Raw genomic sequence first — 22,557 nt, 5'->3', positions numbered from 1 at the left:
TAGGAACGGAGCGCTGCATCGTAGCTGGTCTGCTGCACCTGGAACTTCGAGATCGCCTCGGTCATGTCGAGGTCTTCGGCGGCGCTGCGCTCGCTCTGGTTGTAGAGCTTCAGATCGGCCAGGCGGTTCTCAGAGCCGTCGAGCAGATTGAGCTGTTCGCCCACCAGGCTGCGCACGTTCTGCATGTTCTGGAAGCTCTGGTCCAGGTCGCGCAGGGCGATCACATTGCTCTGCTGGATCTGCTGGGCGTTGCGGCCCGGCGTGCGCAGCGCGGCCACGGCGGTGTCCAGCACGTCGAAGACCTGCAGATTGCTCTGTGAGGCGCCGATCGAGAAGCGGTCGCCGTCCTGCACCAGGCCGCTGATGGTGAAGGCCATGCCGTCGATGGTGAGGGTCTTGCCCATCTCGTAGGGCAACACGGTGGTGACGGTTCCGGTGGTGATGTTGGTGATGGTGGCCTGGGCCAGACCGGAGGTGCCGTTGATCTGGATCTCGTAGTCGTTGCCGGTCAGCAGCGCGGGGTCGGTGACGCGGCCGGGGTCGATCCAGGCGCGCGTGGGGCCGCCGGTGATGGCGTTCGTCATCGGCGCGGTGACGTAGTAACCATTGCCGCTGCGCGCCTGCTCCCAGGCCAGGCGGCCGTCCACCGTGAGCGGAAAGTCGTCCAGATTGCCCGTGATCACGGTGCCTGGCAGGCCGTTGAAGCGCACGCCGCCGGCCTCGTCCAGGAAGGGCGGCTGGCTGGCGCCCTGGCCGCTGAAGACGAAGCCGCCACTGCCGTCGGGCCGGTTGGCGATCGACAGCAGCTGGTTGCGCAGGCCCTCGATCTTGGCGGCCAGGCCCACCCGTTCGGCATCGCCATAGCTGGCATTGCCGGCGGCCACCAGGGTCTCGCGGATCTGCTGCAGCAGCTCGCTGCCGTCGGCCAGGGCCGACTCCGCCAGGCGCATGCTGTTGCGGCTGGCTTCGAGCGCGCGCTGGTTGGCTTCCACCCGGCCCAGCGAGGCCAGGGCACGCTCCACGCGCGCCGCGCCGGTCGGGTCGTCGCTGGCGGCGGCGACCTTCTTGCCCGAGGTCAGCTGCACCTGGGTGGTTTGCATTTCCATCTGCCGGCGCATCAGCTGGCTGATGGTGGCGTCGTACATATTGGCGGTGGCAACACGCATGGCGCTTACCTCACGGTGTTGATCAGTTCATCGAATACCGTCTGCGCCACCTGCAGCAGCTTGGCAGCGGCCTGATAGGCCTGCTGGTATTGCATCATTCGCGCGGCCTCCTCGTCCAGGTTCACGCCGGCCTCGGCGGCCTTGGCGGCGTCGGCATCGCGGGCCACCTGGTCAGAGACGGCGGCCAAGTACTCAGTGCCTTGCACGCGCGAACCAATCTCGCCCATGGCGGCGCTGTAGGCCTCATTGAGCGTGGCACCAGCAGAGATGTCGCCGGTCAGCGGGTTCAGACGCTTGCCGACGAAGCTCTCGCCCTGCAGCTCGATGAAGGCCTTGACGTTGCCGTTGTTCTGAGCGGGGTACGGCGTGGGCACCAGGGTGATGGTGTCGCCCAGGTAAGGGGGGGTGGCGGCCAGGTCCTCGCCCTTGGGCACGCCGTTGATGCGCATCTCGAAGCCCAGCGCGATGCCAGGTTCGTTGCCGATCGGCTGTCCTGGCGTCCAGATGCCGGCCAGGGTGCCGAACGGTCCGGTGATCTCGTAGTTCACGCGCCCATCTGGGTTTTGCACGGTGAAGCGCACGGTGGTGGGTGCGGCCGGCGGTGCGGGGAAGTTGGCTGGGGTGAAGGTGGCGGGGTCGACGGCAAAGATGCTGTCCAGCGTGGCCGAGCCCCGGTTGGTGATGGTGGTAACGGCACTCACCGGGCTGGCCGCGGCGATGCCGGCCGGCAGGTCCAGCACGCGGCGCATGTCGGGCGCGGCATTGGCCACCGGCTCCAGGCGGTAGGTGTCGAGCGGGCCGGGCGGGGCGAGCAGGGGGTCGAAGTCGATGCGGAAGCCGTCAATGGTCTGGCCGTCAACCACCGACTGGGTGAAGCCATCGCTCTCGCGCACCAGCAGGTAGGTGCCGGCGAGAGCCGGATCGCCCTTCAGGATGTAGCTGCTGGCCTGCAGGAAGTCGGGGTCGACGCGGGTGATGGTGACGTTGCTGAGGAAATTGCCGGCGATGTCGCGCGCATTGGTGGTGGCGGGCAGCACGCGCTCGGCGCCCACTGCCAGCAGGGCCACGCCGGCGCCTGAAGGGGTGGACAAGTCCAGGCCCAGCGACTGCTGGGTGTTGACGCGCATCGTGAGGGCGGTGGCCAGCTGACCGATGTAGTTGCGCGCGTCCTGCAGATCGCGATTCTGGAAATTCAGCAGGGCGGACATGGACCCGCCCGTGAGCAGCGCTGCATCCAGCGGCAGGGTGTTGGTCGGGCCCTTCAGCGCCAGTTGCACACGCTGGGAGTCGTAGGGGTCCTGCTCCACCACCAGCTCAGCAGCTTGGTTGGAGAGCACCAGGCGCTGCCCGCCACCGATGAACACGCCCATGGAGCCATCTTCGGCCTCCAGGGTGCTGACGGTGACGTACTTGGAGATCTCGTAAATCAGGTTGTCGCGCTGGTCCAGCAGGTCATTGGTGTCGTGCTCGCCGCCGTTCAGGCGCTGGATCTGCCCGTTCATGTTGGCCAGTTGCTTGGCCAGCGCGTTCACCACTTGCACATTGGCGCGCAGGTCGCTGGAAACGCCGGCCTGCAGGTCATTGAGCTGGGCGCCGGCGCTGCTGAAGCGCGTGGCCATTTCCTTGGTGCGGCCCAGCACCACCTGGCGCGCGGCCGGGTCGGCCGGGCGGCTGGCCACGTCCACCATGGCGTTCAGGAAGTCGCTCATGGCCTTGCCCAGGCCGGCCTCGCCGGGGGGCAGCACCTTTTCCAGGCGCTGCAGATTGAGCAGCAGGGCTTCGTCGCCGCTGGCGGCGGCGCGCGAGCCATAGGCCTCCTGGGTCAGGAAGCGGTTGTAGACGCGGTTGATGGTGTCCACTGCCACGCCCTTGCCCTGGAACCCCGCGCCGGTGAATTGCGGCGTGGCAGTCTTGAGCACCGCCGTCTGGCGCGAGTAGCCCGGCGTGTTGGCGTTGGCAATGTTGTGCCCGATCGTGCTGATCACCGTCTGACTGGCGTTCATCGCGCGGGCGCCGAGGTTGAGCAGCAGGGACATGGGGAAACTCCGGATCTAGTCTGTTATCGGCAGGCCGAAACCTCAAGCAAGGGCGCGCTGCACCCGAACTGTGGTGTTGATCACGCGGGCCAGCTTGTTGGCGTAGTCCGGGTCGGTGGCGTAGCCGGCCTTCTGCAGGTGTTTGGCAAAGGCGGCGGCGTTGTCGGGCGCGGCCTGGGCGCTGGCCACGGCCTGGGCGTAGCGCTGGTTGCCGGTCAGCAGTTTGGCGTAGTCGCGGAAGCTCTCTTCTGGGCTGTCATAGGCGCGGAACTTGGCCACCACCTTGCGGGCCTGGCCGTTCACGTACTCGGTGGTCGTCACTTCGGCCACCTTGCCGGTCCAGCCGGGGCCGGCCTTGATGCCGAACAGGTTGTGCGCGTCGCTGCCGTCGCTCGCCCTCATGCGGGCGCGGCCCCAGCCGGTTTCGTGCGCGGCCTGCGCCAGCATGAAGTCGGCCGGCAGGCCGGATTCCTGCGCCACGGCGCGCGCGGCATCGCCATGGCGCTGGATGAAGCGGGCCACATGCTCGGGCACGTTCTTCTTCGGCAGGTCGGGCAGGGGCTCGACCGGCTTGGCCAGACCGCCGCTACTCAGGGGATCGCTGGGCGTGCTGGGCAGGCCGCGGCTGAGCTGGCGCTCGATCGCCGCCGAAAGCCCGCCGGGCAGGCCGGTCATCTGGGTGGCGAACTGCTGGTCCAGCATCTCGGTACCGATCTGGCTGAGGCGGTTCTCCATCAGGCCCGATTCGAGTGTGGCGGCGCGCATGCGCTTCATCACCTCGTTCATGAACAAGGCTTCGAACTGCTTGGCCGCCGCCTTGGTGGCCGATTTGGGGTCGCGCGCCGCCTGGGCGCGCAGCGCATCGGTGCTTTGCGTATCGAGGGCAAAGCTCGCAGCGTTGAGGGTCATATCACCTCCAGCTCCGCCTGCAAGGCGCCGGCCGACTTCATGGCCTGCAGGATGGCGAGCAAATCGCCCGGCGTGGCGCCCAGGGCGGACAGGGCCTTGACCACGTCGGCCAGCTTGGCGCTGGCGGGCATCTGGACGAGCGGACCGGGCTCCTGCTTGAGCGTGATGTCCACTTTTTCGGTGACCACGGTCTGGCCGCCCGAGAGCGGCCCGGGCTGGCTGACCTGGGGCGTGCTGGCAATCGTCACGCTCAGGTTGCCGTGCGCCACGGCGCAGGGGCCCAGCGTGACAGCCTGGTTCATCACCACCGAGCCGGTGCGCGCATTGATGACGATGCGCGCGGCCGGGGTGGCCAGGTCGAAGGGCAGGTTCTCGATGTCGGCCAGGAAGCCGACGCGCTCGTCCGGGTTCAGCGGCGCCTTGACGCGGATCACGCGGCCGTCCATGGCCTGGGCCGTGCCCTCGCCCTTGGCCTTGTTGATGGCCCCGGCCACCGCGCGGGCGGTGGCGAAGTCCACGCTGTTCAGATCCAGTTGGATGAAGGCGCCCTGGTTCAGTGGCGTGGGCACGGCACGTTCCACGGTGGCGCCGGCCGGCACGCGACCGGCGGAGAGGTGGTTGATCTGCACCTTGGAGCCGCCGGCCGAGGCCCCTGCGCCGCCGACGATCAGATTGCCCTGCGCCAGCGCGTAGATCTGGCCATCGGCGCCTTTGAGCGGCGTGGTGATCAGCGTGCCGCCGCGCAGGGATTTGGCATTGCCGATCGAGGCCACCGTCACGTCCAGCTGCTGGCCGGGCTGCGCAAAGGCGGGCAGCTGGGTGGTGACGACCACCGCGGCGATGTTGCGCGGGCTGGCCGTGACGCCCGGCGGCAGCGTGATGCCGAACTGCTGCAGCATCGCCGTCAGGCTCTGGTTGGTGAAGGGCGACTGGGTGGTCTGGTCGCCGGTGCCATCCAGGCCCACCACCAAGCCGTAGCCCGTCAGCGGGTTGGAGCGCACGCCGGCGACGGCGGCCACTTCCTTGATGCGCGTGGCCTGCGAGGGCAGGGCCAAGGCGATCAGCAGCAGGGCGGTGAGGAGGGACTTCATGGGGTCGAGCGGAAGAAGGGGAGGCTCGACCGAATCTTGAAGTTCTTTAGGTCGGCGAAAGACTCAAGAAGAACCGGGAAAGCCAGCCGATTCCATGCAAACCCTCGGCCGGACCCCTGCCACGCTGTTCGATGCGCACATTGGCCACGGCCGTGGAAGACACCACATTGCCAGCGCCGATGGAGCGCGGATCGACCTGGCCGGAGAAGCGCAGCACGTCGACGTTGTTGTTCACGCCGATCTGCTTCTCGGCGCTGATCAGCAGATGGCCATTGGGCAGCACGGCCTGGACGACGGCGGTGACGCTGCCGCTGAACTCATTGCTATTGGCATTGGCGCCCTTGCCGGTGGTCTTGTTGGCACTGCTGGCGCCGGCGGTGGCGCGGGCCAGGGCCTTGGCGGGGTTGATGCCCGGAATGGCCGTGACCTCGCCCGAGAGCGAGCCGCTGCGGTCGGCCTCGGAGCTGGACGACTGCGAGGCGCTGATCTTCTCGGTGATGGCGATCATCAAGGTGTCGCCCACCAGGCGGGCGCGGTGTTCCTCGAACAGCGGGCGGTAGGTGGCGGCATGGAAGATCGCGCCATTGCGGGCCTGCGGCGGCGGCACATCGGGCAGCTGCACCGCCGGCGGCGGGTCCATCTCGACGCGCGGATCCAGCCAGGCGGCACAGCCGGTGACCAGGGGCAGCAGCAGCAGGGCGAGCTTCTTCATGATGAAACCTCAGATCTGGGAGAGGCGCTGCAGCATCTGGTCGCTGGTCTGCACCGCCTTGGAGTTCAGCTCGTAGGCGCGCTGGGTCTGGATCATCTGCACCAGCTCCTCCACCACATTGACGTTGGAGCTTTCGATGAAGCCCTGCTTCACGCCGCCCAGGTTGTTCGTGCCCGGTGCACCGACCTGCGGCGCGCCGCTGGACGCCGTTTCGGCATACAGGTTGCCGCCCAGCGGGTCCAGGCCGTTGGGGTTGATGAAGTTGGCCAGCTGCACCTGGCCGATGCCCTGCGGCGTGGGGTTGCCGGGCAGGGTGACGGAGACCGTGCCGTCGGCACCGATGCTGACCGAGAGGGCATTGGCGGGCACGGTCAGGCCGGGCAGCAGGGTGTCGCCGTTGTTGGTGACGATCTGGCCATTCGCATCGACCTTGAAGCTGCCGTCACGCGTGTAGGCGGTGGTGCCGTCGGGCCGCTGGATCTGGAAGAAGCCCTTGCCGGTGATGGCCATGTCCAGGCTGTTGCCGCTCTGCGAGAGATTGCCCTGCGTGAACTGGCGGCCGGTGGCGGCGGTGCGCACGCCCAGGCCCACCTGCAGACCGGCGGGCAGGTTCGTCTGCTCGGTTTCCGGCGCGCCGGCCTGGCGCAGGTTCTGGTACATCAGGTCCTCGAACAGGGCCTGCGAACGCTTGTAGCCATTCGTCGAAACGTTGGCCAGGTTGTTGGAGATGTGGTCCAGCTGGGTCTGCTGGGCCTCCATGCCGGTCTTGGCGATCCAGAGGGCGCGCATCATGGCTGGTACCTCAGGTTGGAGAGAGGAGCTTGGCCGAGACCTGGCCCTGCGTCTGTGCGATGTTGAGCAGCTTCATTTGCTGCTCGAACTGGCGCGCGGCCGAGATCATGGACACCATGGTCTCGACGGCACTGACGTTGGAGCCTTCGAGCACGCCGGCTTCCAGGCGCGCGTTGGGGTCGGCGGGCAGCGGATCGGCGGTGCGAAACAGGCCGTCCTCGCCGCGCGTCATGCGTTCCTCGGGGGTGACGAGCTTGAGCCGGCCCACATTGGCTGGGCGCCCGGTGGCCCCCTTGGCGGAAACGGTGCCGTCCTCGCCAATCTGGATCTCGGAATTGGGCGGGATGGTGATCGGGCCGCCATCGCCCAGCACGGGTAGGCCGCCGCGCGTCACCAGCAGGCCCTCGGCATTCACATCCAGCGCGCCGGCCCGGGTGTAGGCCTCGGTGCCGTCCAGGCCCTGCACGCTCAGCCAGCTCTTGCCCTTGACGGCGACGTCCAGATTGCGCGCCGTGGTCTGCAGCGGCCCGGCCTTGTCGTCGTAGCCGATGGTGGTTTCCAGCGCGTAGACGCGGGTGCTGGCGCCATCGCCGCGCACCGGCACGGCCCGGAAGGCCTGCAACTCGGCGCGAAAACCGGTGGTGGTGACGTTGGCCAGGTTGTGCGCCAGCACCTCCTGGCGCTGCATCGCCGCCTTGGCCCCAGCCATCGAGTTGTAGATCATCCGGTCCATTCAGATCACCTCAGATTCGTGATGGTCTGCAGCACCTGGTCCTGCGTGCGGATGGTCTGGGCGTTGGCCTGGTAGACGCGCTGCGCGGTGATCATGTTCACCAGTTCGATCGTCAGGTCGGTGTTGCTGTCTTCCAGCGCGCCGGCCTGCAGGGCGCCGAAGTTGCCGACGCCGGGGACACCCAGGATGGCGTCGCCCGAGGCGAAGGTGCTGGCCCAGACGTTGCCGCCCATGGGTTGCAGGCCCTGCACATTGCGGAAGTTGGCCAGTTCGACCTGACCGGCCGGCTTGGTCTGGCCATTGCTGTAGCGCGCCGTGACGATGCCGTTGCCCTCGATCAGGATGCCGCTGAGCTGGCCGGGCGAGTAGCCGTCCTGGAACACATCGGTGACGGAGAAGGCCGAGCCGTTCTCGGTCAGGTTCAGCAGGTTGATGGCCACCGGCGTGGCGGCGTTGTCGTTCGTGAAGTCGGCGATGCCGAGCTTCAGGATCTGGTTGGGCGGGTTGGGGTCGACCTGGTCCGGAATGCGCAGGTTCAGCAGCACCGGCGGGCTGGCCGTCGGGTCCGGAATGCGCGGCAGGCCGCCATTGCGCGGGAAGACCACCGTGGTCCAAGGCAGGTCGGGGTTGCCGTTGGCGTCAGGCGTGATCGCGGCGTCGGCATCCGTGGTGGTGACGGCGCGGCCGTCGGCGGTCACGTAGATGTGCCACTGGTCGTTGTCCAGCAGGCCGGTCACCGGGTCGGCCACCGGGTCGCCCTTCTGGAAGTACATCGTCACCGCGATCTCATCGCCCTTGGCGTTGAAGACCGAGAGCGGGATGGCGTTGTTGTAGGTGGTGGCGTCGTTGAGGATGATGCCGGTGCCCGTGCCGGTTTTTGGCAGGCGCGAGTCCAGGTTCAGTTCGAGCTTGACCTCGGTGGTCTGGTTGGCCTCGATGCCCGAGGTCGGCAGCTGCAGCGGTTGCGCGATGCCGGGCTGGATCACGCCCGTGCCGTCGGCCGGGTAGCCGACCAGGCGCAGCTGGTCGTTGTTGACGATGAAGCCCTCGCGGTTGACCTTGAACTGGCCATTGCGGGTGTAGAGGCGCGGGTTCACGCCGTCCGAGACCTGGAAGAAGCCCTGGCCATTGATGGCCAGGTCCAGCGGGTTCTCGGTGGTGGTGATGTTGCCCTGCGTGAACTGCTGCGCCACCGCGGACAGGCCCACGCCGATGCCGACGTTGTTCACCCCGGCACCGCTGAGCGCGGCGGCGTAGACGTCGGAGAACTCGGCCCGTGAGGCCTTGAAGCCCACCGTGCTGGCGTTCGCCACGTTGTTGCCGATGACGTCCAGGTTCTTGCTGGCAGCGTTCAGGCCGGAGAGACCTTGTTGAAAGCCCATGGTGGCTCCTCAGTCAACAGAAAGAATGGCGTCGGCGCCGGCAGTGGCGCCGCTGGCCAGTTGGAAACCCAGCTTGCCGCCCTGGGTGGTGACGGCCACGACCGTGTCGCGGGTGTAGGTGGTGGCGCTCACCGGTTTGCTGCCGCGCAGCGCCTCCACCTTGAAATGCAGTTCGGCATTCGGGTTGATGCCCGCACGCGGCCAGCCGAAGCTGTGGGTGCCGCTGCCCGCGGCGCCCAGGTCCACGGTGTCGATCACCGTGCCGGCGGCGGTGGTGATGTGCACGCGCACCTGGTCGGCGGGGCCCTCGAGCTTGAAGCTGCCCTCGGCGCCGTCGCTCTTGATGGCCAGGCGGCTGCCTTCCAGCGTGACGTCGTGGCCCACCATGGCCACGCCCTGGAAGGCCTGGGCCTGCTGGGTCTGCGCGACCAGCTTCTCGATATTGGTGTTCAGGTTCTCGACGCCTGTGACCGTCTGGATCTGCGCGATCTGCGTGGTCAGCTGCGCGTTCTCCATCGGGTTCATCGGGTCCTGGTTCTTCATCTGCGCGACCAGCAGGGTCAGGAAGCGGTCCTGGTTCTCCTGGGACTTGCTCGTGGCCGCCTTTTCCTTGGGGGTGGGCGGGTTGATGACGGCACCGACATCCATGCTCTAGCTCCTTATTGGCCCAGCTGCAGGGTCTTCTGCAGCAGCACCTTGGCGGTGTTCATGACCTCGACGTTGTTTTGGTAGGAGCGTGAGGCGGCAATCATGTTCACCATCTCCTCCACGCTGTTGACGTTCGAGTACGTCACATAGCCCTGGGCATCCGCCTTGGGGTGCTTGGGGTCGTGCACACGCCGGCCCGGCGTGTTGTCTTCGGTGATGGTGGTGACCTTGACGCCGGCGGCGGCGGCGTCGGGCGGCGTTTGGCCATCGCGCGCGCCCACCAGATGGGTCTGGAACACCACCTGGCGCGCCTTGTAGACGCTGCCATCCGGCCCGGCCACCGTGTCCACATTGGCCAGGTTGCTGGCCACCACATTGAGGCGCTGGCTGTTGGCCGAGACGGCGCTGCCGCTGATGTTGAAGATCTGAAACATCGACATGGCAAGACTCCTCAGCCCGCGTTGTGCGACTTCATGGCGTCCTGGATCGTGCGCAGGCTGCCGTTGATGAAACGCAGCGTGGCCTCGTAGCGCAGGCTGTTGTCGGCGAAGGCGGCGCGTTCGCGGTCCATGTCCACGCCATTGCTGTCCAGGCTCGTCTGGGCCTGCAGCGCAAAGCGCGCGGTGCTCTGCGCCAGCTCGGTGGGGCTGGCGCGCTGACCCTGGCCTTCAGCCTGCTGGGCGGCGCTGGTCGCATTGCGCAGGGCGCTGGCGAAGTCGAAGTCGCGTGCCTGGTAGCCGGGGGTATCGGCGTTGGCGATGTTGCCGGCCAGCATGCGCTGGCGCTCGGCACGCAGCAGCAGGGCCTGGGTCTGGAATTCAAGTCCGGTGGTGAGCCGATCCAACATGGCGCCTCCGGTCAGCGCGAAAACCCTTGATGGGCGATGGCGCTCATTCTGGGCAGGGGGTGGCCGAACTTGAGCCGGAAAAGGCCGGTCACTCACCCCCATTTCCGGCCCTGGAGGGCGGCGTCCCTGCCTAGAGTGCGGCGGCATGAAGTTCGCTCTGCTGCCCTTGCTGTGGATGCTGGCCCTGCCCGCAGTGGCCGCGCTGGCGCCGCAGTGGCAGCAGGAGCTGCAGCAGCTGACCGAACAGGCCGCCCGAGCCGCGCTGCCGCCGCATGCCGAGCTGCAGGTGCAGCTGGGCGCGCCCGACCCACGCTTGCGCCTGGCGCCCTGCGAGCAGGTGCAGGCCTTCGTGCCGGCCGGACAGAGCCTGTGGGGCCGCAGCCGCATCGGCCTGCGCTGCGTGGCGGGCGCGGTGCGCTGGTCCATCAGCGTGCCGGTGCAGGTGCGGGTGTTCGCCCCCGCCTGGGCCGCCACGCAGGCCCTGACCGCCGGCGTCACGCTGGAGGCGACCCATCTGGAGCGCCGCCGGGTGGAGCTCAGCGCCGAGGCCTCGCCCGCGCTCGCCCAAGCCGAAGCGCCGCTGGGTCGGGTGCTGGCCCGTCCGCTCGAAGCCGGCGAGGCTCTGCGCCAATCGCATCTGCGCCAGCGCCTCTGGTTTGCTGCCGGCGCGCCGGTGCAACTGCGCCTGGCCGGCAGCGGTTTCGCCGTCAAGGCCGAGGGTCAGGCCATGGCGCCGGGCCTGGACGGCCAGCCCGTGCGGGTGCGGCTGGACAACGGACGCACCGTTTTGGGGCAGGCCGTGGGCCCCAATGAAGTGGAGTTGGCCTGGTGAGCCCTACAAATCCCCCTAAAGTTGCTGCTCCCGGGGCCGAAGTAGTCCCCAAGACCTGGGCATGCGGGCCCGGGATCTAGGAAGTGGAGCTCAGTCATGGAAATCGGCAACAACCCCAATCGCCCGGTGCAACAGCCGGCCCAGGAACGCTCGGCACGCCCCGAGTTGTCCCCGCAGGCCGGTCGCGCTGCCGCTCCGGCGGTGCAGCCGAACCAGACCGGTGCGCGGCCTGAACCCGTCAACGCCAACCCGCCGGCCAGTGCCCAGGTGGCGCTGTCCAGCAGCGCCGTGCAGCTGCTCAAGGGCAGTGACGACCAGGACAGTTTTGACACCGCCAAGGTCGAGCGCCTCTCGCGCGACATCGAGGAGGGTCGTTTCCAGGTCGATGCCGAAGCCGTGGCCGACCGCCTGATCGCCAACACCCGTGAGCTGCTGAGCAGCCGCAAGTCTTCCGAAACCTGAGCGCCCGCGCTGCCGCCCCTGGCGGGCCCGGACGCTCCCTAGCCTGTGCCCCGCCATGCAACGCAACTCCTTCCCCATTCCCCGCGCCCCCAGCCCGGTTGAACTGCTGACCGAGCTGGAGGCGGCCCTGGCCGGCGTGCATGAGGCCCTGGCCCAACGCGACACCGACGCGCTGGAGCGCCACAGCCTGGCCGTGCAGCGCCTGATGGCCGCCGCGCTGGAGCAGGCGCGCCGTGGCCAGCTGCAGCCCGAGGCGCGCCAGCGCCTGGCCCAGGCCGGCGCCCAGCTGGCGGCCGAACGCGTCAGCCTGTCGCGCGCTACCGCCGCCTTTGATCGCGCCATCGATGCCCTGATGCCGGCCGAGACCCTCGGCCTGTACGGCGAGTCCGGTCGTTCCCTCAAGCGCCGCAGCAGCGGCGACAGCGTCAGCGCGTAGCCGCCCGGCGCACCGCCTCCAGGTAGGCGTGCCCATCGGGTGGCAGGCCGCTGCGCTGGCTGGTCCAGATCATTTCCCCCAGCGCCTCCATAGCCACATGGTGGGCTTCGTGCAGTGAGCCCAGGCGCGCCGCCAGCAGCTCCAGCGCCTGCCGGATGCCCGAGGGCTGGTCGATCGACACCTGCTCGCTGATGGAAAGGTGCATGGCCAGGTGCAGGAAGGGGTTGGTCTGGCCGTCTTCCACCCGGTACTCCAGCGCCAGCGCCGTGGCTTCGTCGGCGAGCTCGGCAAAGTACTCCGGGTGCTCGGCCACCCAAGGCTGGGCCAGCTTCTGCATCGGGTCCAGCGCGGCACCGGCCTGCCATTGGCGGTAGGTGGCGCAGAAGAAGCGCCGCACGTCGAGTTGGGAAGGCGTGTACATGGCCGGCATTGTCCCTGGCCCTACCATGGCACTTGGTGGCAACTCGTGGGAGCTTGGGCATGGGCGTGATCGTGGTGGCCAATTCCAAGGGCGGTGTGGGCAAGAGCACCTTGGCCAGCAACCTGGCCGGTTACCTGGCGCGCCAGGGCCGGCGCGTGATGTTGGGCGACACGGACACCCAGCAGTCCGCCCGTCACTGGCTGGAACAGCGCCCTGAAGGTCTGCCGGATATCGAGGGCTGGGAAGCCGATGGCGACAAGCTGCGCAGCCCCAAGGGCGCCCAGCATCTGGTGCTGGACACCCCGGCCGGCCTGCATGGCAAGGCGCTGGAGCAGGCGGTGGCGGTGGCGCGGCACATCCTGGTGCCCCTGCAGCCCAGCCCCTTTGACGCCCAGGCCAGCCTGCCTTTCGTGCGCCAGCTGGAAAAACTGGCCGGCAAGCGCGCTCAGGCGCCGCGTATCGGCCTGGTGGTGATGCGCAACAAGGAAGGCACGCAGTCCAGCCAGCAGGTGCAGACTTTCTTGGCCACCGCCGGTTTGTCGCCCGTTGCGGTTCTGCGCGACACGCAAAATTACATCCACCTCGCCGCCCGCGGCCTGACGCTCTGGGATGTGGCGCCCAGCCGGGTCGAGCGCGACCTGGAGCAATGGCAGCCCCTGCTGGAGTGGCTCGACCTGAACTGATGGCCATGCAGCTGCTGCTGATTGACGACCACCCGCTGATCCACCTCGCCCTGCAGGCCCTGCTGGCTGACTTCCAGCCTGCCGTGCGCCTGCAGCCGGTGCTGAGCATCGCGGCCGCGCGTGCCGCGCTGCAGCCCGGCCATGGCTTCGAGCTGGTCCTGCTGGACCTGCAACTGCATGAGGAGGATGGCTTCGCCTTCCTGGACGAACTGCGCGAGGCCCACCCCGAGCTGCCGGTGGCGGTGATGTCGGCCTCCGACTCGATGAGCGATGTGATCCGCGCCATCGACCAGGGCGCCATGGCCTATATCCCCAAGACCATTGAGCCGGCGCTGATGAAGGAAGCGCTGGAGCTGGTGGTGAGTGGGGGCATCTACATCCCCTCGATGCGCATGAACGGCGTGCCGCCGCCGCCCGCGCCGGGCCAGGCGGCGCTGACGGCCCCGCCGCCACCGCGCCCGCAGGCGTTGGACAAACTGTCCATCACCCCACGCCAGCAAGACGTGCTGCACGGCCTGCTGCTGGGCAAGCCCAACAAGCTGATCGCCAATGAGTTGGGCATTTCGGCCGACACCGTGAAGGACCATGTACAGGCCATCTTCCGCGCCCTGGGCGTGCGCACCCGCACGCAGGCGGTGTTGGCGGTCAGCCAGATGGGTCAGACGAATCAGTAGGCCGCTTCCGCCTCGGCCTGGCGGTTGCCCAGGCGCACGTAGATCGGCGCAAAGGCCTCGGCCTGGGTCAGTTCCAGCAGGCCCTCGCGGGTCAGCTCCAGCATGGCAATGAAGGTCACCACCAGCACCTGGGGCCCGCGCACGGGCTCGAACAGGTCTTCGAAGCCCAGGTAGCGCTGGCCCTGCAGGCGGCGCAGCAGGATGCCCATGTGTTCGCGTACCGAAAGCTGCTCGCGCGTAATCTTGTGGTGCTGGTGCAGCTTGGCGCGCGCCAGCAGCTCGCGCCAGGCCTGAGCCAGGTCTTCCGGCCGCACGTCTTCGTAACGCGGCTCGGCGCTGAAATCGGCCTGCACCTGGGGGCGCCAGAAGTCACGGCCCAGCAGCGGCAGCTCGTCCAGCTTCAGCGCGCCCAGCTTGATGCGCTCGTACTCCAGCAGGCGGCGTACCAGCTCGGCACGCGGGTCTTCGGCCTCGACGCCGTCATCGCGCGGCCGCACCGGCAGCAGCATGCGGCTCTTGATCTCGATGAGCAGCGCCGCCATCAGCAGGTACTCGGCGGCGAGTTCGAGGTTGTGCGTGCGGATCTGTTCGACGTACCCCAGGTACTGCGCGGTCACGTCCGCCAGCGGGATGTCGAAGATGTTGAAGTTCTGCTTGCGGATCAGGTACAGCAGCAGATCCAGCGGGCCCTGGAAGGCTTCCAGGAAGACTTCCAGCGCGTCGGGCGGGATGTAGAGATCCTGCGGCAGCTGGAACAGCGGCTCCCCATACAGGGTGGCCACCGCCACGTGGTCAACGACCTCGGGCGTGGCCTCCAGCTCGACCGGATCGGCGCTCAAGCCTTGTTTTGGTAAACGTAGGGCTGCTGAGGGACTTTGGCGGCCTGGAACTCGGCCTGCTGGCGGCGGTCCAGGTTCTTGTCCCACAGCAGGCCGCGGCCGGCGCGCTGTTCGGCTTCCAGGGTCGGCTTCTTGGCCTTGAGCTCCTGGATCATCTGGGTGACGTCCGAGGTGTAGGGCTTCCAGAAGAAGGGCATGGCTGATCTCAGGATTCCGGGGAACCGGCGATTTTAGAGTCGGCCAGCTTGGGCACGATGTTGGCGGCGCCCAGCTCGGCCTCGAAACCGCTGCGCCGGATCAAGGAAAGCGGCTGTTCGTTCACATCGGCCAGCACCAGGGCCACCTCGCGGCGCTGCAGCGCGCGGTGCAGCTGGCGCAGCGAGTCCAGGCCGGAGGTGTCCAGCTGCACCAGGCGGTGCAGGTCCAGCACCACGGCGCGGGTGCCGGCCGCCACCTGCTCGGCCAGGCCTTCGACCTTGCCCACCGCGCCGAAAAACAGCGAGCCGTAGAGCTCGAAGGCCTGCACGCCGGCCGGCAGCGGGTTGTCGGCCAGCGGGCTCACGCGAAACAGCGTGCCCATGCGATAGATGAAGAAGGCGCAGGCCAGCAGCAGGCCGATCTCCACCGCCACCGTCAGATCAAACACCACGGTCAGCACGAAAGTGCCCACCAGCACGGTGCGGTACTGCACCGAGAAATGGCGCAGGCGTGCGAACTCATGCCACTCGCCCATGTTCCAGGCCACGAACAGCAGGATGCCGGCCAGCACCGCCAGCGGCACATGCAGGGCCAGCGGGGCGGCCAGCAGCATCACCGCCAGCACGGTGAACGCATGCACGCTGCCCGCCAGCGGCGTGCGGCCGCCGGCGCGCACATTGGTGACGGTGCGCGCAATCGTGCCGGTGGCCGGCATGCCGCCCAGCAGCGGGCTCACCATGTTCGCCACCCCCTGGGCCATCAGCTCCTGGTTGGGGTCGTGGCGCGGCAGCTCGGGGGCCAGGTTGTCGGCCACGCGGGCGCAGAGCAGGGATTCGATCGCACCCAGCAGCGCGATCGTCAGCGTGGGGGTGACGAGCTGCTTGGCGTCCGTCCAGGCCAGGCTGGGCCATTGCGGCATCGGCAGCTGGCTGGGGATGCTGCCAAAGCGGCTGCCGATGGTTTCCACCGGCCAGCCCAGCAGGGCGGCCAGAACGCTGAGCGAGAGCAGGGCGACGATGGGGCCGGGCACACGCGAGATGGAGCGCAGCGCCTTGGCGCGGCGCAGGCCCTCGGGTAGCGGCGTGCGTTCACCGAACAGACGGGGCCACAGGAACAGGATGCCCAGGCACATCAGGCCCAGCGCCAGCGCATACGGGTTCCAGCTACCGGCATGCTGACTGAGCACACCGATCTGCGCAAAGAAGTCCGCCGGCAGCTTGCCTGGGATCTGCAGGCCGAACAGGTCGCGCAGCTGCGAGAGCGCGATCAGCACGGCGATGCCGTTGGTGAAGCCGATGACGATGGTGACCGGCACATAGCGCACCAGCACACCCAGGCGGAACAGGCCCATCAGGAACAGCAGGCCGCCGGCCATCAGCGTGGAAAGCAGCAGGCCGCCCAGGCCATGGCGCTCGACGATGCCGTAGACGACGACGATGAAGGCGCCGGCTGGCCCGCCGATCTGGACGTTCGAGCCCCCCAGCAGCGCGACCAGGAAACCCGCGGCGATGGCGGTGACGAGGCCCGCCTCGGGCTTGAGCCCGCTGGCGATGGCAAAGGCCATGGCCAGCGGAAGAGCCACCACGCCGACGGTGAGGCCGGCCCCCACATCCCGCCAGCCCGCCTGGCGCCAGGTGTCCAGCGCGCGGGGGTGGAAGCGGTGCAGGGCCATGGCCTCAGTGTGTCAGACCCGCCCTTGCGTCAGGCTGACGGCCTGTGGGTTCAGCGCACCCGCATGCCCGGCTGCGCGCCGGCGTGGGGTTCGAGCACAAACACACCCGGCACCGCCTTTTCATCCGCGTGGCTGGCGGCCAGCACCATGCCCTCGCTGACGCCGAACTTCATCTTGCGTGGCGCCAGGTTGGCCACCAGCACGGTCAGCTTGCCTTCCAGGTCCTCGGGCTTGTAGGCGCCCGCAATGCCGCTGAAGACATTGCGGGTGCGGCCCTCGCCGGCGTCCAGGGTCAGGCGCAGCAGCTTGGTCGAGCCTTCGACGCGCTCGGCCTTGACGATCTTGGCGATGCGCAGGTCCGGCTTGACGAAGTCGTCGATGGTGATTTCCGCCGCGATGGGCTCGCCACCCGGGATGGGAGCGGGCGGCGCGTGCTTGGTGAACAGGGCTTCGAGCTGTTCCACCGTGACGCGCTGCATCAGGTGCTGGAAGGCGCCGATCGGGACTGCGCCCAGGCGCTGGCCAGCGGCGGCCCAGTCCATCGGGGCGATTTGCAGGAAGCTCTCCACCTTCGCGGCCAGGGCGGGCAGCACCGGCTTCAGGTAGAGCGTCAGCAGGCGGAAGGCTTCGATGCAGGTCGAGCAGGCCTGGTGCAGTTCCAGCTGCTTTTCGGCCTGCTTGGCCAACTCCCAGGGCTTGTGGGCGTCCACGTATTCGTTCACGCGGTCGGCCAGGGCCATGATTTCGCGCAGGGCCTTGCCGAACTCGCGGCCGTCGTACTGCTCGGCCAGGCCTGCCGCTGCAGCCTGCAGCTGGGCAATCACGGCCTCGCCGTCGGCACCCAGGTCGGCGCACAGCCGGCCCTCGAAGCGCTTGGCGATGAAGCCGGCGGCGCGGCTGGCGATGTTGATGTACTTGCCCACCAGGTCGGAGTTCACCCGAGCGATGAAGTCCTCGGGGTTGAAGTCCAGGTCTTCGACGCGCGGGTTCAGCTTGGCGGCCAGGTAGTAGCGCAGCCACTCGGCATCCAGGCCGACCTCCAGGTAGCGCAGCGGGTCGATGCCGGTGCCGCGGCTCTTGCTCATCTTCTCGGCGTTCACGGTCAGGAAGCCGTGCACGTAGACGCGATCGGGCGTCTTGCGGCCGCTGAAATGCAGCATGGCCGGCCAGAACAAGGTGTGGAAGTAGGTGATGTCCTTGCCGATGAAGTGCACCTGCTCGGTCTTCGGGTCGGCCAGGAAGGCCTCGACGTCCTTGCCCTGCTTGGCGAACCAGGCGTACAGCGAGGCCAGGTAGCCGATGGGTGCGTCCAGCCAGACGTAAAAGTACTTGCCCGGGGCGTCGGGGATCTCAATGCCGAAGTAGGGCGCATCGCGGCTGATGTCCCAGTCGCCCAGGCCACCCTTACCCTCTTCATCGGTGGTGAACCACTCCTTGATCTTGTTCAGCACCTCGGGCTGCAGGCGGCCTTCCTCGTGCGTCCAGGCCTGCAGGAAGTCCTTGCAGCGCGCGTCGCTGAGCTTGAAGAAGTGGTGGTCGCTGGTCTTCAGCACCGGGGTGGCGCCGCTCAGCACCGAATAGGGGTTCCTGACCTCGGTGGGCGCATAGACCGCGCCGCAGCTCTCGCAGGAATCACCGTACTGGTCCTTGGCACCGCACTTCGGGCACTCGCCCTTGATGAAGCGGTCGGGCAGGAACATGCCCTTGGCGGGGTCGAAGAACTGCTCGATGGCACGCACCTCAATCAGGCCGGCGGCGCGCAGCTTGCGGTAGACGTCCTGGCTGAGGGCGTGGTTCTCGGGGGCGTCGGTGCTGTGCCAGTGGTCGAAGGCGATGTGGAAGCCGTCGAGGTAGGGCTTGCGGCCGGCGGCGATGTTGGCCACGAAGGCCTGCGGCGTGATGCCGGCCTTTTCGGCCGCGATCATGATTGGCGCGCCGTGCGCGTCGTCGGCGCAGACGAAGTGCACCTCGTGGCCCTGCAGGCGCTGGAAGCGCACCCAGATGTCGGCCTGCGTGTACTCCATGATGTGCCCGATATGGAAGTTCGCGTTGGCGTAGGGCAGGGCGGTGGTGACGAAGAGCTGGCGGCGCGTCATGTCGGGCGGCTCACAGGAATCAGGCAGGGGGCGGGATTCTAGGGATTGCCCCTGGGCCGGGCCCAGAATGCGCGCCCCGCTTCGATTTGCTGCCGCGCCATGACCAAGAAAGTTCTGCTCGCATTGGCTGCCGCCCTGGCCCTGGCCGGGGTGGGCTATCTGGCTTGGCGGCCGGCACCGGCGGCGCCGGAAGCGCCTGTGGCCCATGCGCCGGCGGCTGCGGAACCCGACCTGCGCCCCCGTCTACAGGAGCTGGTGGCAGCGCAGCGCCAGATCATCGTGCTGCTGGCCGACGAGGCCAAGCTGAGCCCGGCCGAGCGCACGGCCGCCCGCACGGTGGGACAGGCCCTGTTCCACGACAAGCTGGCGCGCAGCCAGGCGCTGGAGGCCGAACTGGCCGCGCTGGCGCAGCGCGAGCAGGGGCGCGGCTACCCGAATCTGGGCTGGCTGCTGGACTACATCGAATCCGAGCCCGCGCTCTTCGACGCCGACCGCCTGGCCTTCCGCGAGCTGCTGCAGGGCCTGCTGCAGGCGCTCTCGCGCAGCGGCACGCTGGACGCGGTGAAGCTGCACAAGCGCCTGGGCGAGGACCTGGAGGCCCTGGCCGCGATCGAGCAGAACTACGAAAAGGAGTACGGGCAGATCTTCAGCCGCTTCCAGAGTCGCGCCATTGAGCAGAAGCGCGAGCGCTGGGACGACTACCTGGCAGCGCTGCGCAAGCTCTACAGCCGCGAGCAGATCCTCAAGGACCAGGGCGTGGTGCTGGGCTACAGCCCCGAGAAGCTGGCCCAGCTGGACAAGGCGGCGGCCGAGCCGGCCCAGCCCGGCCTGCCGCCCAAGACCCTGCTGCTCACCTTCGACGACGGCCCGCACCCGCGCTACACGGAGGAGATCAAGGCCATCCTGCGCCAGTACGGCGTGCCGGCGGTGTTCTTCGCGGTGGGCCGCAACCTGGGCAGCGTGGCGGCCGATGGCAAGGCCCAGCTGGGTGCCCAGGCGGCGGTGGCCCGGCGCCTGAAGGAAGAGGGCTTCACGCTGGCGAACCACAGCTACTCGCATGCCCAGCTCTCGAAAGCCAGCGGCGCGGCGCTGAAGGCCGAGATCCTGAATGCCGACGCCCTGCTCAAGGCCCTGGACCCGCAGCGCGCGCCGCTGTTCCGCTTCCCCTACGGTGCGCACAGCGGCGAGGGCATGGAGATCCTGAGCCAGGCGCAACTGCAATCGGTGATGTGGCAGATCGATTCGCTCGACTGGGCCGACCCCGTGCCCAGCTCGATCGCCGACCGCGTGCTGCGCCAGATCGACCAGGCCGGGCGCGGCATCGTGCTCTTTCACGACATCCACGAGCGCACCGTCAAGGCCCTGCCGCAGATCCTTGACCGCCTGGTGGCCGAGGGCTACCAATTCGCCGGCTGGGACGGCCAGGGCTTCAGCACCAAGACCCGCACCGCGGCAGCGCCCGAGCGCATCACCACCGGCTACCGGCAGAGCTGGGCGGTGGTGATCGGCATCGACGAGTACAAGGACTGGCCACGCCTGCAGCACGCCGGCGCCGATGCCGACGCCATGCGCCAGCTGCTGCAGCAGCGCTTCGGCTTCGCGCCCGAGCGCACCATCGTGCTGAAGAACCAGGAGGCCACGCGGCAGGGCATCCTCTCGGCCTTCCATGAGCGCCTGGCCCATGGCGGCCTGCAGAAGGACGACCGCGTGCTGGTGTTCTTCGCCGGCCATGGCGCCACGCGCAAGCTCAGCTCGGGCCGTGAACTCGGCTACATCGTGCCGGTGGACGCCGCCAACACCCCCGAGCGCCTGGCCACCGACGCGATCTCGATGAGCGAGCTGCAGAACATTGCCGAGAGCCTGCCGGCCAAGCACCTGCTGTTCGTGATGGACAGCTGCTACTCCGGCCTGGGCCTGACGCGCGGCAGCGCCGGCAGCGGCTTCCTGCGCCAGAACGCCCTGCGCCTGGGGCGCCAGATGCTCACCGCCGGCGGCGCCGACCAGTTGGTGGCCGATGGCGGCCCGGGCGGCCATTCCGTCTTCACCTGGACCCTTCTGCAGGCCCTGGGCGGCAAGGGCGACCTGAACGGCGACGGCCTGATCACCGGCACCGAGCTGGCCGCCTATGTGGCGCCGGCGGTGGCCGGGGTTTCGCAGCAGACGCCGGCCTTCGGCAGCCTGCCGGGTTCGCAGGGCGGCGAGTTCGTGTTCGAGCTGCCCGCCGAGGCCGAGTTCCTGAGCCCCGACAGCAGCCAGCTGGCGCCCGAGGCGATTGCGCTGAACAGCAAGCTGGACGCGGCCCAGGCCGAGGCACCGGCCGCGGCGCCCAAGGTGGCCGATCTGAGCGGCCAGGCCCGGCCGCTGGCCCCCAGCCCCACCGTGCCGCTGGCTTCGCGCCAGCTGGCCCAGCGTGCCAACGACCGCGGCCTGCAGCTCTACCGCGAGCAGCGTTACGCCGAGGCCGAGGCCGCCTTCACCGAGGCCCTGAAGCTGCGCCCCGAGTTCGCGCTGGCGGCCAACAACCTGGGCTACGTGTACCTGCGCCAGAACAAGCCGCGCGAGGCGGTGCGCTGGTTCGAGAACACGCTGAAGCTCGACCCCTCGCGTGCCATTGCCTACCTGAACCTGGGCGAGGCCTGGCAGGCCCTGGGCGACGCGACCGCCGCGCGCAAGGCCTTCCAGACCTATCTGGAGCTGGCGCCGCAAGGCGCCGGGGCCGAGCGCGCACGTGCGGGCTTGAAGGCGGGCTGAGCCTCTGCCATTCAACCGATCCAGCCCGCGCCGCGTTGTGGGCGCGCCTTCAATTTCCGGAACCCTCATGCCCCAGACCCGCCGCACCCTGTTCGCCCTGGCCGGCCTCGCCCTGTTGCCCGGTCTGGCCCGGGCCGATCACGACGACCGCGACGAGGGCGAGTACCGCATCCTTTACGCCCGCTACGGCACGGCCGAACAGCAGGTCGACGTGACCGAGCGGCTCAAGCAGCTGGCACGCGAGGACGAGCGCTTCCGCGCCGGCAACGAGGCCTTTGGCGTGGACCCGGCACCGGGCCGGCGCAAGACGCTGCGCATCGTGGCGCGCGGCCGCGACGGCCAGCAGCGCGTGTTCGAGTACCGCGAGGGCAGCCGCGTCGATGGGCGCGAATTCATCGGCTGGCGCAGCGGCCGCGGCTGGGGCGATGAGCGCGGCGGTTGGCGCGATGCGGATGGCGATGGACGCGACAGCGGCCGCTATCGCATCCTCGAAGCCCGTTATGGCACGCCGCGCCGCCATGTGGATGTGACCGAGCGCCTGCGCCAGCTGGCGCGCCAGGACCTGCGCTTCCGCGTTGAGAACGAGCGCCTGGGTGTGGACCCCGACCCGGGCCGCCGCAAGCAGCTGCGCCTGTTCGTGCGCGATCGCCAGGGCGAGGAGCGCGTGTTCGAGTACGACGAGGGCGCGGTGGTGGATGGCGCACTGTTCACCGGCTGGCAGCGCGGCGACTGGGGCCATGAGCGCCGCGAGCGCGACTGGAGCGACGAACGCGGCGAGGAGCAGTGGCTGCAGGTGTTCGAGGCCCAGTGGGGTGCCGATTCGCGCTGGGCCGATGTGACCGCCGCGGTACGCGCCGCGCTGCAACGCGGCGGCCAGCCACGCGTCAGCAACGAATTGCTGGGCGTGGACCCGGCCCGGCGTGCGCGCAAGATCCTGCGCCTGCGTTACCAGCGCGGCCGTGGCCCGCTGCGCGAGCTGGAGCTGCGCGAGGGCGAGCCGCTGGCGCTGCCCTGAGCCTGGGTGGGTGACCCCCTCAGGCAGGGGGTGAGGTGTGACCGACGCCAGGCCGGCCGCGTCGCTTTTCCCTATGAAGCGCGTTGCGTCTACGGGTTTGCCTGAGTGGGAAACAACGGAGCCGCACTGTGTCTGCTTGTCACGGGATTTTCTTGACCGTTC

23 protein-coding genes are annotated in these 22,557 nt (G+C 68.6%); 7 read left to right on the top strand and 16 right to left on the bottom strand.

Going from position 1 to position 22,557, the window contains the following annotated elements:
• From flgL to flgB, 11 genes are all read right to left on the bottom strand, one after another.
• Window positions 1-1,166: flagellar hook-associated protein FlgL (gene flgL / locus ACE3QP_RS03895; RefSeq protein ID WP_374433691.1), on the bottom strand; the 1,166-nt coding region annotated here is incomplete at its 3' end.
• Between the two features lie 5 nt (window positions 1,167-1,171).
• Window positions 1,172-3,202: a flagellar hook-associated protein FlgK gene (flgK, locus tag ACE3QP_RS03890; protein WP_374433689.1), complete on the bottom strand. Its 2,031-nt coding sequence runs from the start codon at window positions 3,200-3,202 to the stop codon at window positions 1,172-1,174.
• A 42-nt stretch (window positions 3,203-3,244) separates the two neighbouring features.
• Window positions 3,245-4,111: a flagellar assembly peptidoglycan hydrolase FlgJ gene (flgJ, locus tag ACE3QP_RS03885; protein ID WP_374433687.1), complete on the bottom strand. Its 867-nt coding sequence runs from the start codon at window positions 4,109-4,111 to the stop codon at window positions 3,245-3,247.
• Window positions 4,108-5,202, bottom strand: a complete 1,095-nt coding sequence (locus tag ACE3QP_RS03880; protein WP_374433685.1) for a flagellar basal body P-ring protein FlgI — start codon at window positions 5,200-5,202, stop codon at window positions 4,108-4,110. The genes flgJ and ACE3QP_RS03880 overlap by 4 nt, the downstream gene beginning before the upstream one ends.
• Before the next feature lie 46 nt (window positions 5,203-5,248).
• Window positions 5,249-5,914, bottom strand: coding sequence for a flagellar basal body L-ring protein FlgH (locus ACE3QP_RS03875; RefSeq protein WP_374433684.1), 666 nt, complete (start codon window positions 5,912-5,914; stop codon window positions 5,249-5,251).
• A gap of 9 nt (window positions 5,915-5,923) precedes the next feature.
• Window positions 5,924-6,706 (bottom strand): flagellar basal-body rod protein FlgG, encoded by a 783-nt coding sequence (flgG, locus tag ACE3QP_RS03870; protein WP_374433682.1) that lies wholly within the window; start codon window positions 6,704-6,706, stop codon window positions 5,924-5,926.
• A 10-nt stretch (window positions 6,707-6,716) separates the two neighbouring features.
• Window positions 6,717-7,439 (bottom strand): flagellar basal-body rod protein FlgF, encoded by a 723-nt coding sequence (gene flgF, locus ACE3QP_RS03865; protein ID WP_374433680.1) that lies wholly within the window; start codon window positions 7,437-7,439, stop codon window positions 6,717-6,719.
• 5 nt (window positions 7,440-7,444) lie between these two features.
• Window positions 7,445-8,821 (bottom strand): flagellar hook protein FlgE, encoded by a 1,377-nt coding sequence (flgE, locus tag ACE3QP_RS03860; protein ID WP_374433678.1) that lies wholly within the window; start codon window positions 8,819-8,821, stop codon window positions 7,445-7,447.
• 9 nt (window positions 8,822-8,830) lie between these two features.
• Window positions 8,831-9,469 (bottom strand): flagellar hook assembly protein FlgD, encoded by a 639-nt coding sequence (locus ACE3QP_RS03855; protein WP_374433676.1) that lies wholly within the window; start codon window positions 9,467-9,469, stop codon window positions 8,831-8,833.
• 11 nt (window positions 9,470-9,480) lie between these two features.
• Complete coding sequence (gene flgC / locus ACE3QP_RS03850) at window positions 9,481-9,909, bottom strand: flagellar basal body rod protein FlgC (protein ID WP_374433675.1); 429 nt, start codon at window positions 9,907-9,909, stop codon at window positions 9,481-9,483.
• A gap of 11 nt (window positions 9,910-9,920) precedes the next feature.
• Window positions 9,921-10,316 carry a flagellar basal body rod protein FlgB gene (flgB, locus tag ACE3QP_RS03845; protein WP_374433673.1) on the bottom strand — a complete coding sequence of 132 codons (396 nt, stop codon included), beginning with the start codon at window positions 10,314-10,316 and terminating at the stop codon, window positions 9,921-9,923.
• Window positions 10,317-10,461: 145 nt separating this feature from the next.
• Between flgB and flgA the strand changes: the two genes are divergently transcribed.
• The 3 genes from flgA to ACE3QP_RS03830 all read left to right on the top strand — a co-directional run bounded on the left by flgA (window position 10,462) and on the right by ACE3QP_RS03830 (window position 12,046).
• On the top strand, window positions 10,462-11,148 hold the full coding sequence (gene flgA / locus ACE3QP_RS03840; RefSeq protein ID WP_374433672.1) for a flagellar basal body P-ring formation chaperone FlgA: 687 nt from the start codon (window positions 10,462-10,464) through the stop codon (window positions 11,146-11,148).
• A 96-nt stretch (window positions 11,149-11,244) separates the two neighbouring features.
• Window positions 11,245-11,610, top strand: coding sequence for a flagellar biosynthesis anti-sigma factor FlgM (flgM, locus tag ACE3QP_RS03835; protein ID WP_374433670.1), 366 nt, complete (start codon window positions 11,245-11,247; stop codon window positions 11,608-11,610).
• 55 nt (window positions 11,611-11,665) lie between these two features.
• Complete coding sequence (locus ACE3QP_RS03830) at window positions 11,666-12,046, top strand: hypothetical protein (protein ID WP_198109461.1); 381 nt, start codon at window positions 11,666-11,668, stop codon at window positions 12,044-12,046.
• Here ACE3QP_RS03830 and ACE3QP_RS03825 read toward each other — a convergent pair.
• Window positions 12,036-12,467, bottom strand: a complete 432-nt coding sequence (locus ACE3QP_RS03825; RefSeq protein ID WP_374433668.1) for a DUF1841 family protein — start codon at window positions 12,465-12,467, stop codon at window positions 12,036-12,038. The two genes, ACE3QP_RS03830 and ACE3QP_RS03825, sit on opposite strands and share 11 nt — an antisense overlap.
• 59 nt (window positions 12,468-12,526) lie before the next feature.
• On the opposite strand from ACE3QP_RS03825, the gene ACE3QP_RS03820 reads away from it, so the two are divergent.
• Together ACE3QP_RS03820 and ACE3QP_RS03815 are read left to right on the top strand one after the other, a co-directional pair.
• Window positions 12,527-13,150, top strand: coding sequence for an AAA family ATPase (locus tag ACE3QP_RS03820; RefSeq protein WP_374433666.1), 624 nt, complete (start codon window positions 12,527-12,529; stop codon window positions 13,148-13,150).
• Between the two features lie 5 nt (window positions 13,151-13,155).
• The gene (locus tag ACE3QP_RS03815; RefSeq protein ID WP_374433664.1) at window positions 13,156-13,824 is read left to right on the top strand and encodes a response regulator; all 669 of its coding nucleotides are present in this window, start codon (window positions 13,156-13,158) and stop codon (window positions 13,822-13,824) included.
• On the opposite strand, the gene ACE3QP_RS03810 is transcribed toward ACE3QP_RS03815, so the two are convergent.
• Genes ACE3QP_RS03810 through metG form a run of 4 tightly spaced genes read right to left on the bottom strand, consistent with a single transcriptional unit; the run spans window position 13,818 to window position 18,629 of the window.
• On the bottom strand, window positions 13,818-14,663 hold the full coding sequence (locus tag ACE3QP_RS03810) for a ScpA family protein (RefSeq protein WP_374433663.1): 846 nt from the start codon (window positions 14,661-14,663) through the stop codon (window positions 13,818-13,820). The two genes, ACE3QP_RS03815 and ACE3QP_RS03810, sit on opposite strands and share 7 nt — an antisense overlap.
• Window positions 14,660-14,860, bottom strand: coding sequence for a DUF3460 family protein (locus ACE3QP_RS03805; protein WP_198109456.1), 201 nt, complete (start codon window positions 14,858-14,860; stop codon window positions 14,660-14,662). Before ACE3QP_RS03805 ends, ACE3QP_RS03810 begins: the two co-directional genes overlap by 4 nt.
• 8 nt (window positions 14,861-14,868) lie before the next feature.
• The gene (locus ACE3QP_RS03800) at window positions 14,869-16,533 is read right to left on the bottom strand and encodes a SulP family inorganic anion transporter (RefSeq protein WP_374433662.1); all 1,665 of its coding nucleotides are present in this window, start codon (window positions 16,531-16,533) and stop codon (window positions 14,869-14,871) included.
• A gap of 50 nt (window positions 16,534-16,583) precedes the next feature.
• The gene (gene metG, locus ACE3QP_RS03795) at window positions 16,584-18,629 is read right to left on the bottom strand and encodes a methionine--tRNA ligase (protein ID WP_374433660.1); all 2,046 of its coding nucleotides are present in this window, start codon (window positions 18,627-18,629) and stop codon (window positions 16,584-16,586) included.
• 99 nt (window positions 18,630-18,728) lie between these two features.
• Between metG and ACE3QP_RS03790 the strand changes: the two genes are divergently transcribed.
• Together ACE3QP_RS03790 and ACE3QP_RS03785 are read left to right on the top strand one after the other, a co-directional pair.
• Window positions 18,729-21,380: a tetratricopeptide repeat protein gene (locus ACE3QP_RS03790; RefSeq protein ID WP_374433658.1), complete on the top strand. Its 2,652-nt coding sequence runs from the start codon at window positions 18,729-18,731 to the stop codon at window positions 21,378-21,380.
• 67 nt (window positions 21,381-21,447) lie between these two features.
• A complete protein-coding gene (locus ACE3QP_RS03785; protein ID WP_374433657.1) occupies window positions 21,448-22,395 on the top strand; it encodes a hypothetical protein in 948 nt (315 codons plus the stop codon).
• The last annotated feature ends 162 nt before the right edge of the window (window positions 22,396-22,557 follow it).

Origin of the sequence: Inhella sp., from assembly GCF_041912635.1 — a bacterium.
GTDB lineage: Bacteria > Pseudomonadota > Gammaproteobacteria > Burkholderiales > Burkholderiaceae_C > Inhella.
The sequence above is the reverse complement of the archived record's forward strand: the minus strand, read 5'-3'. Positions and strand labels throughout refer to the sequence as shown.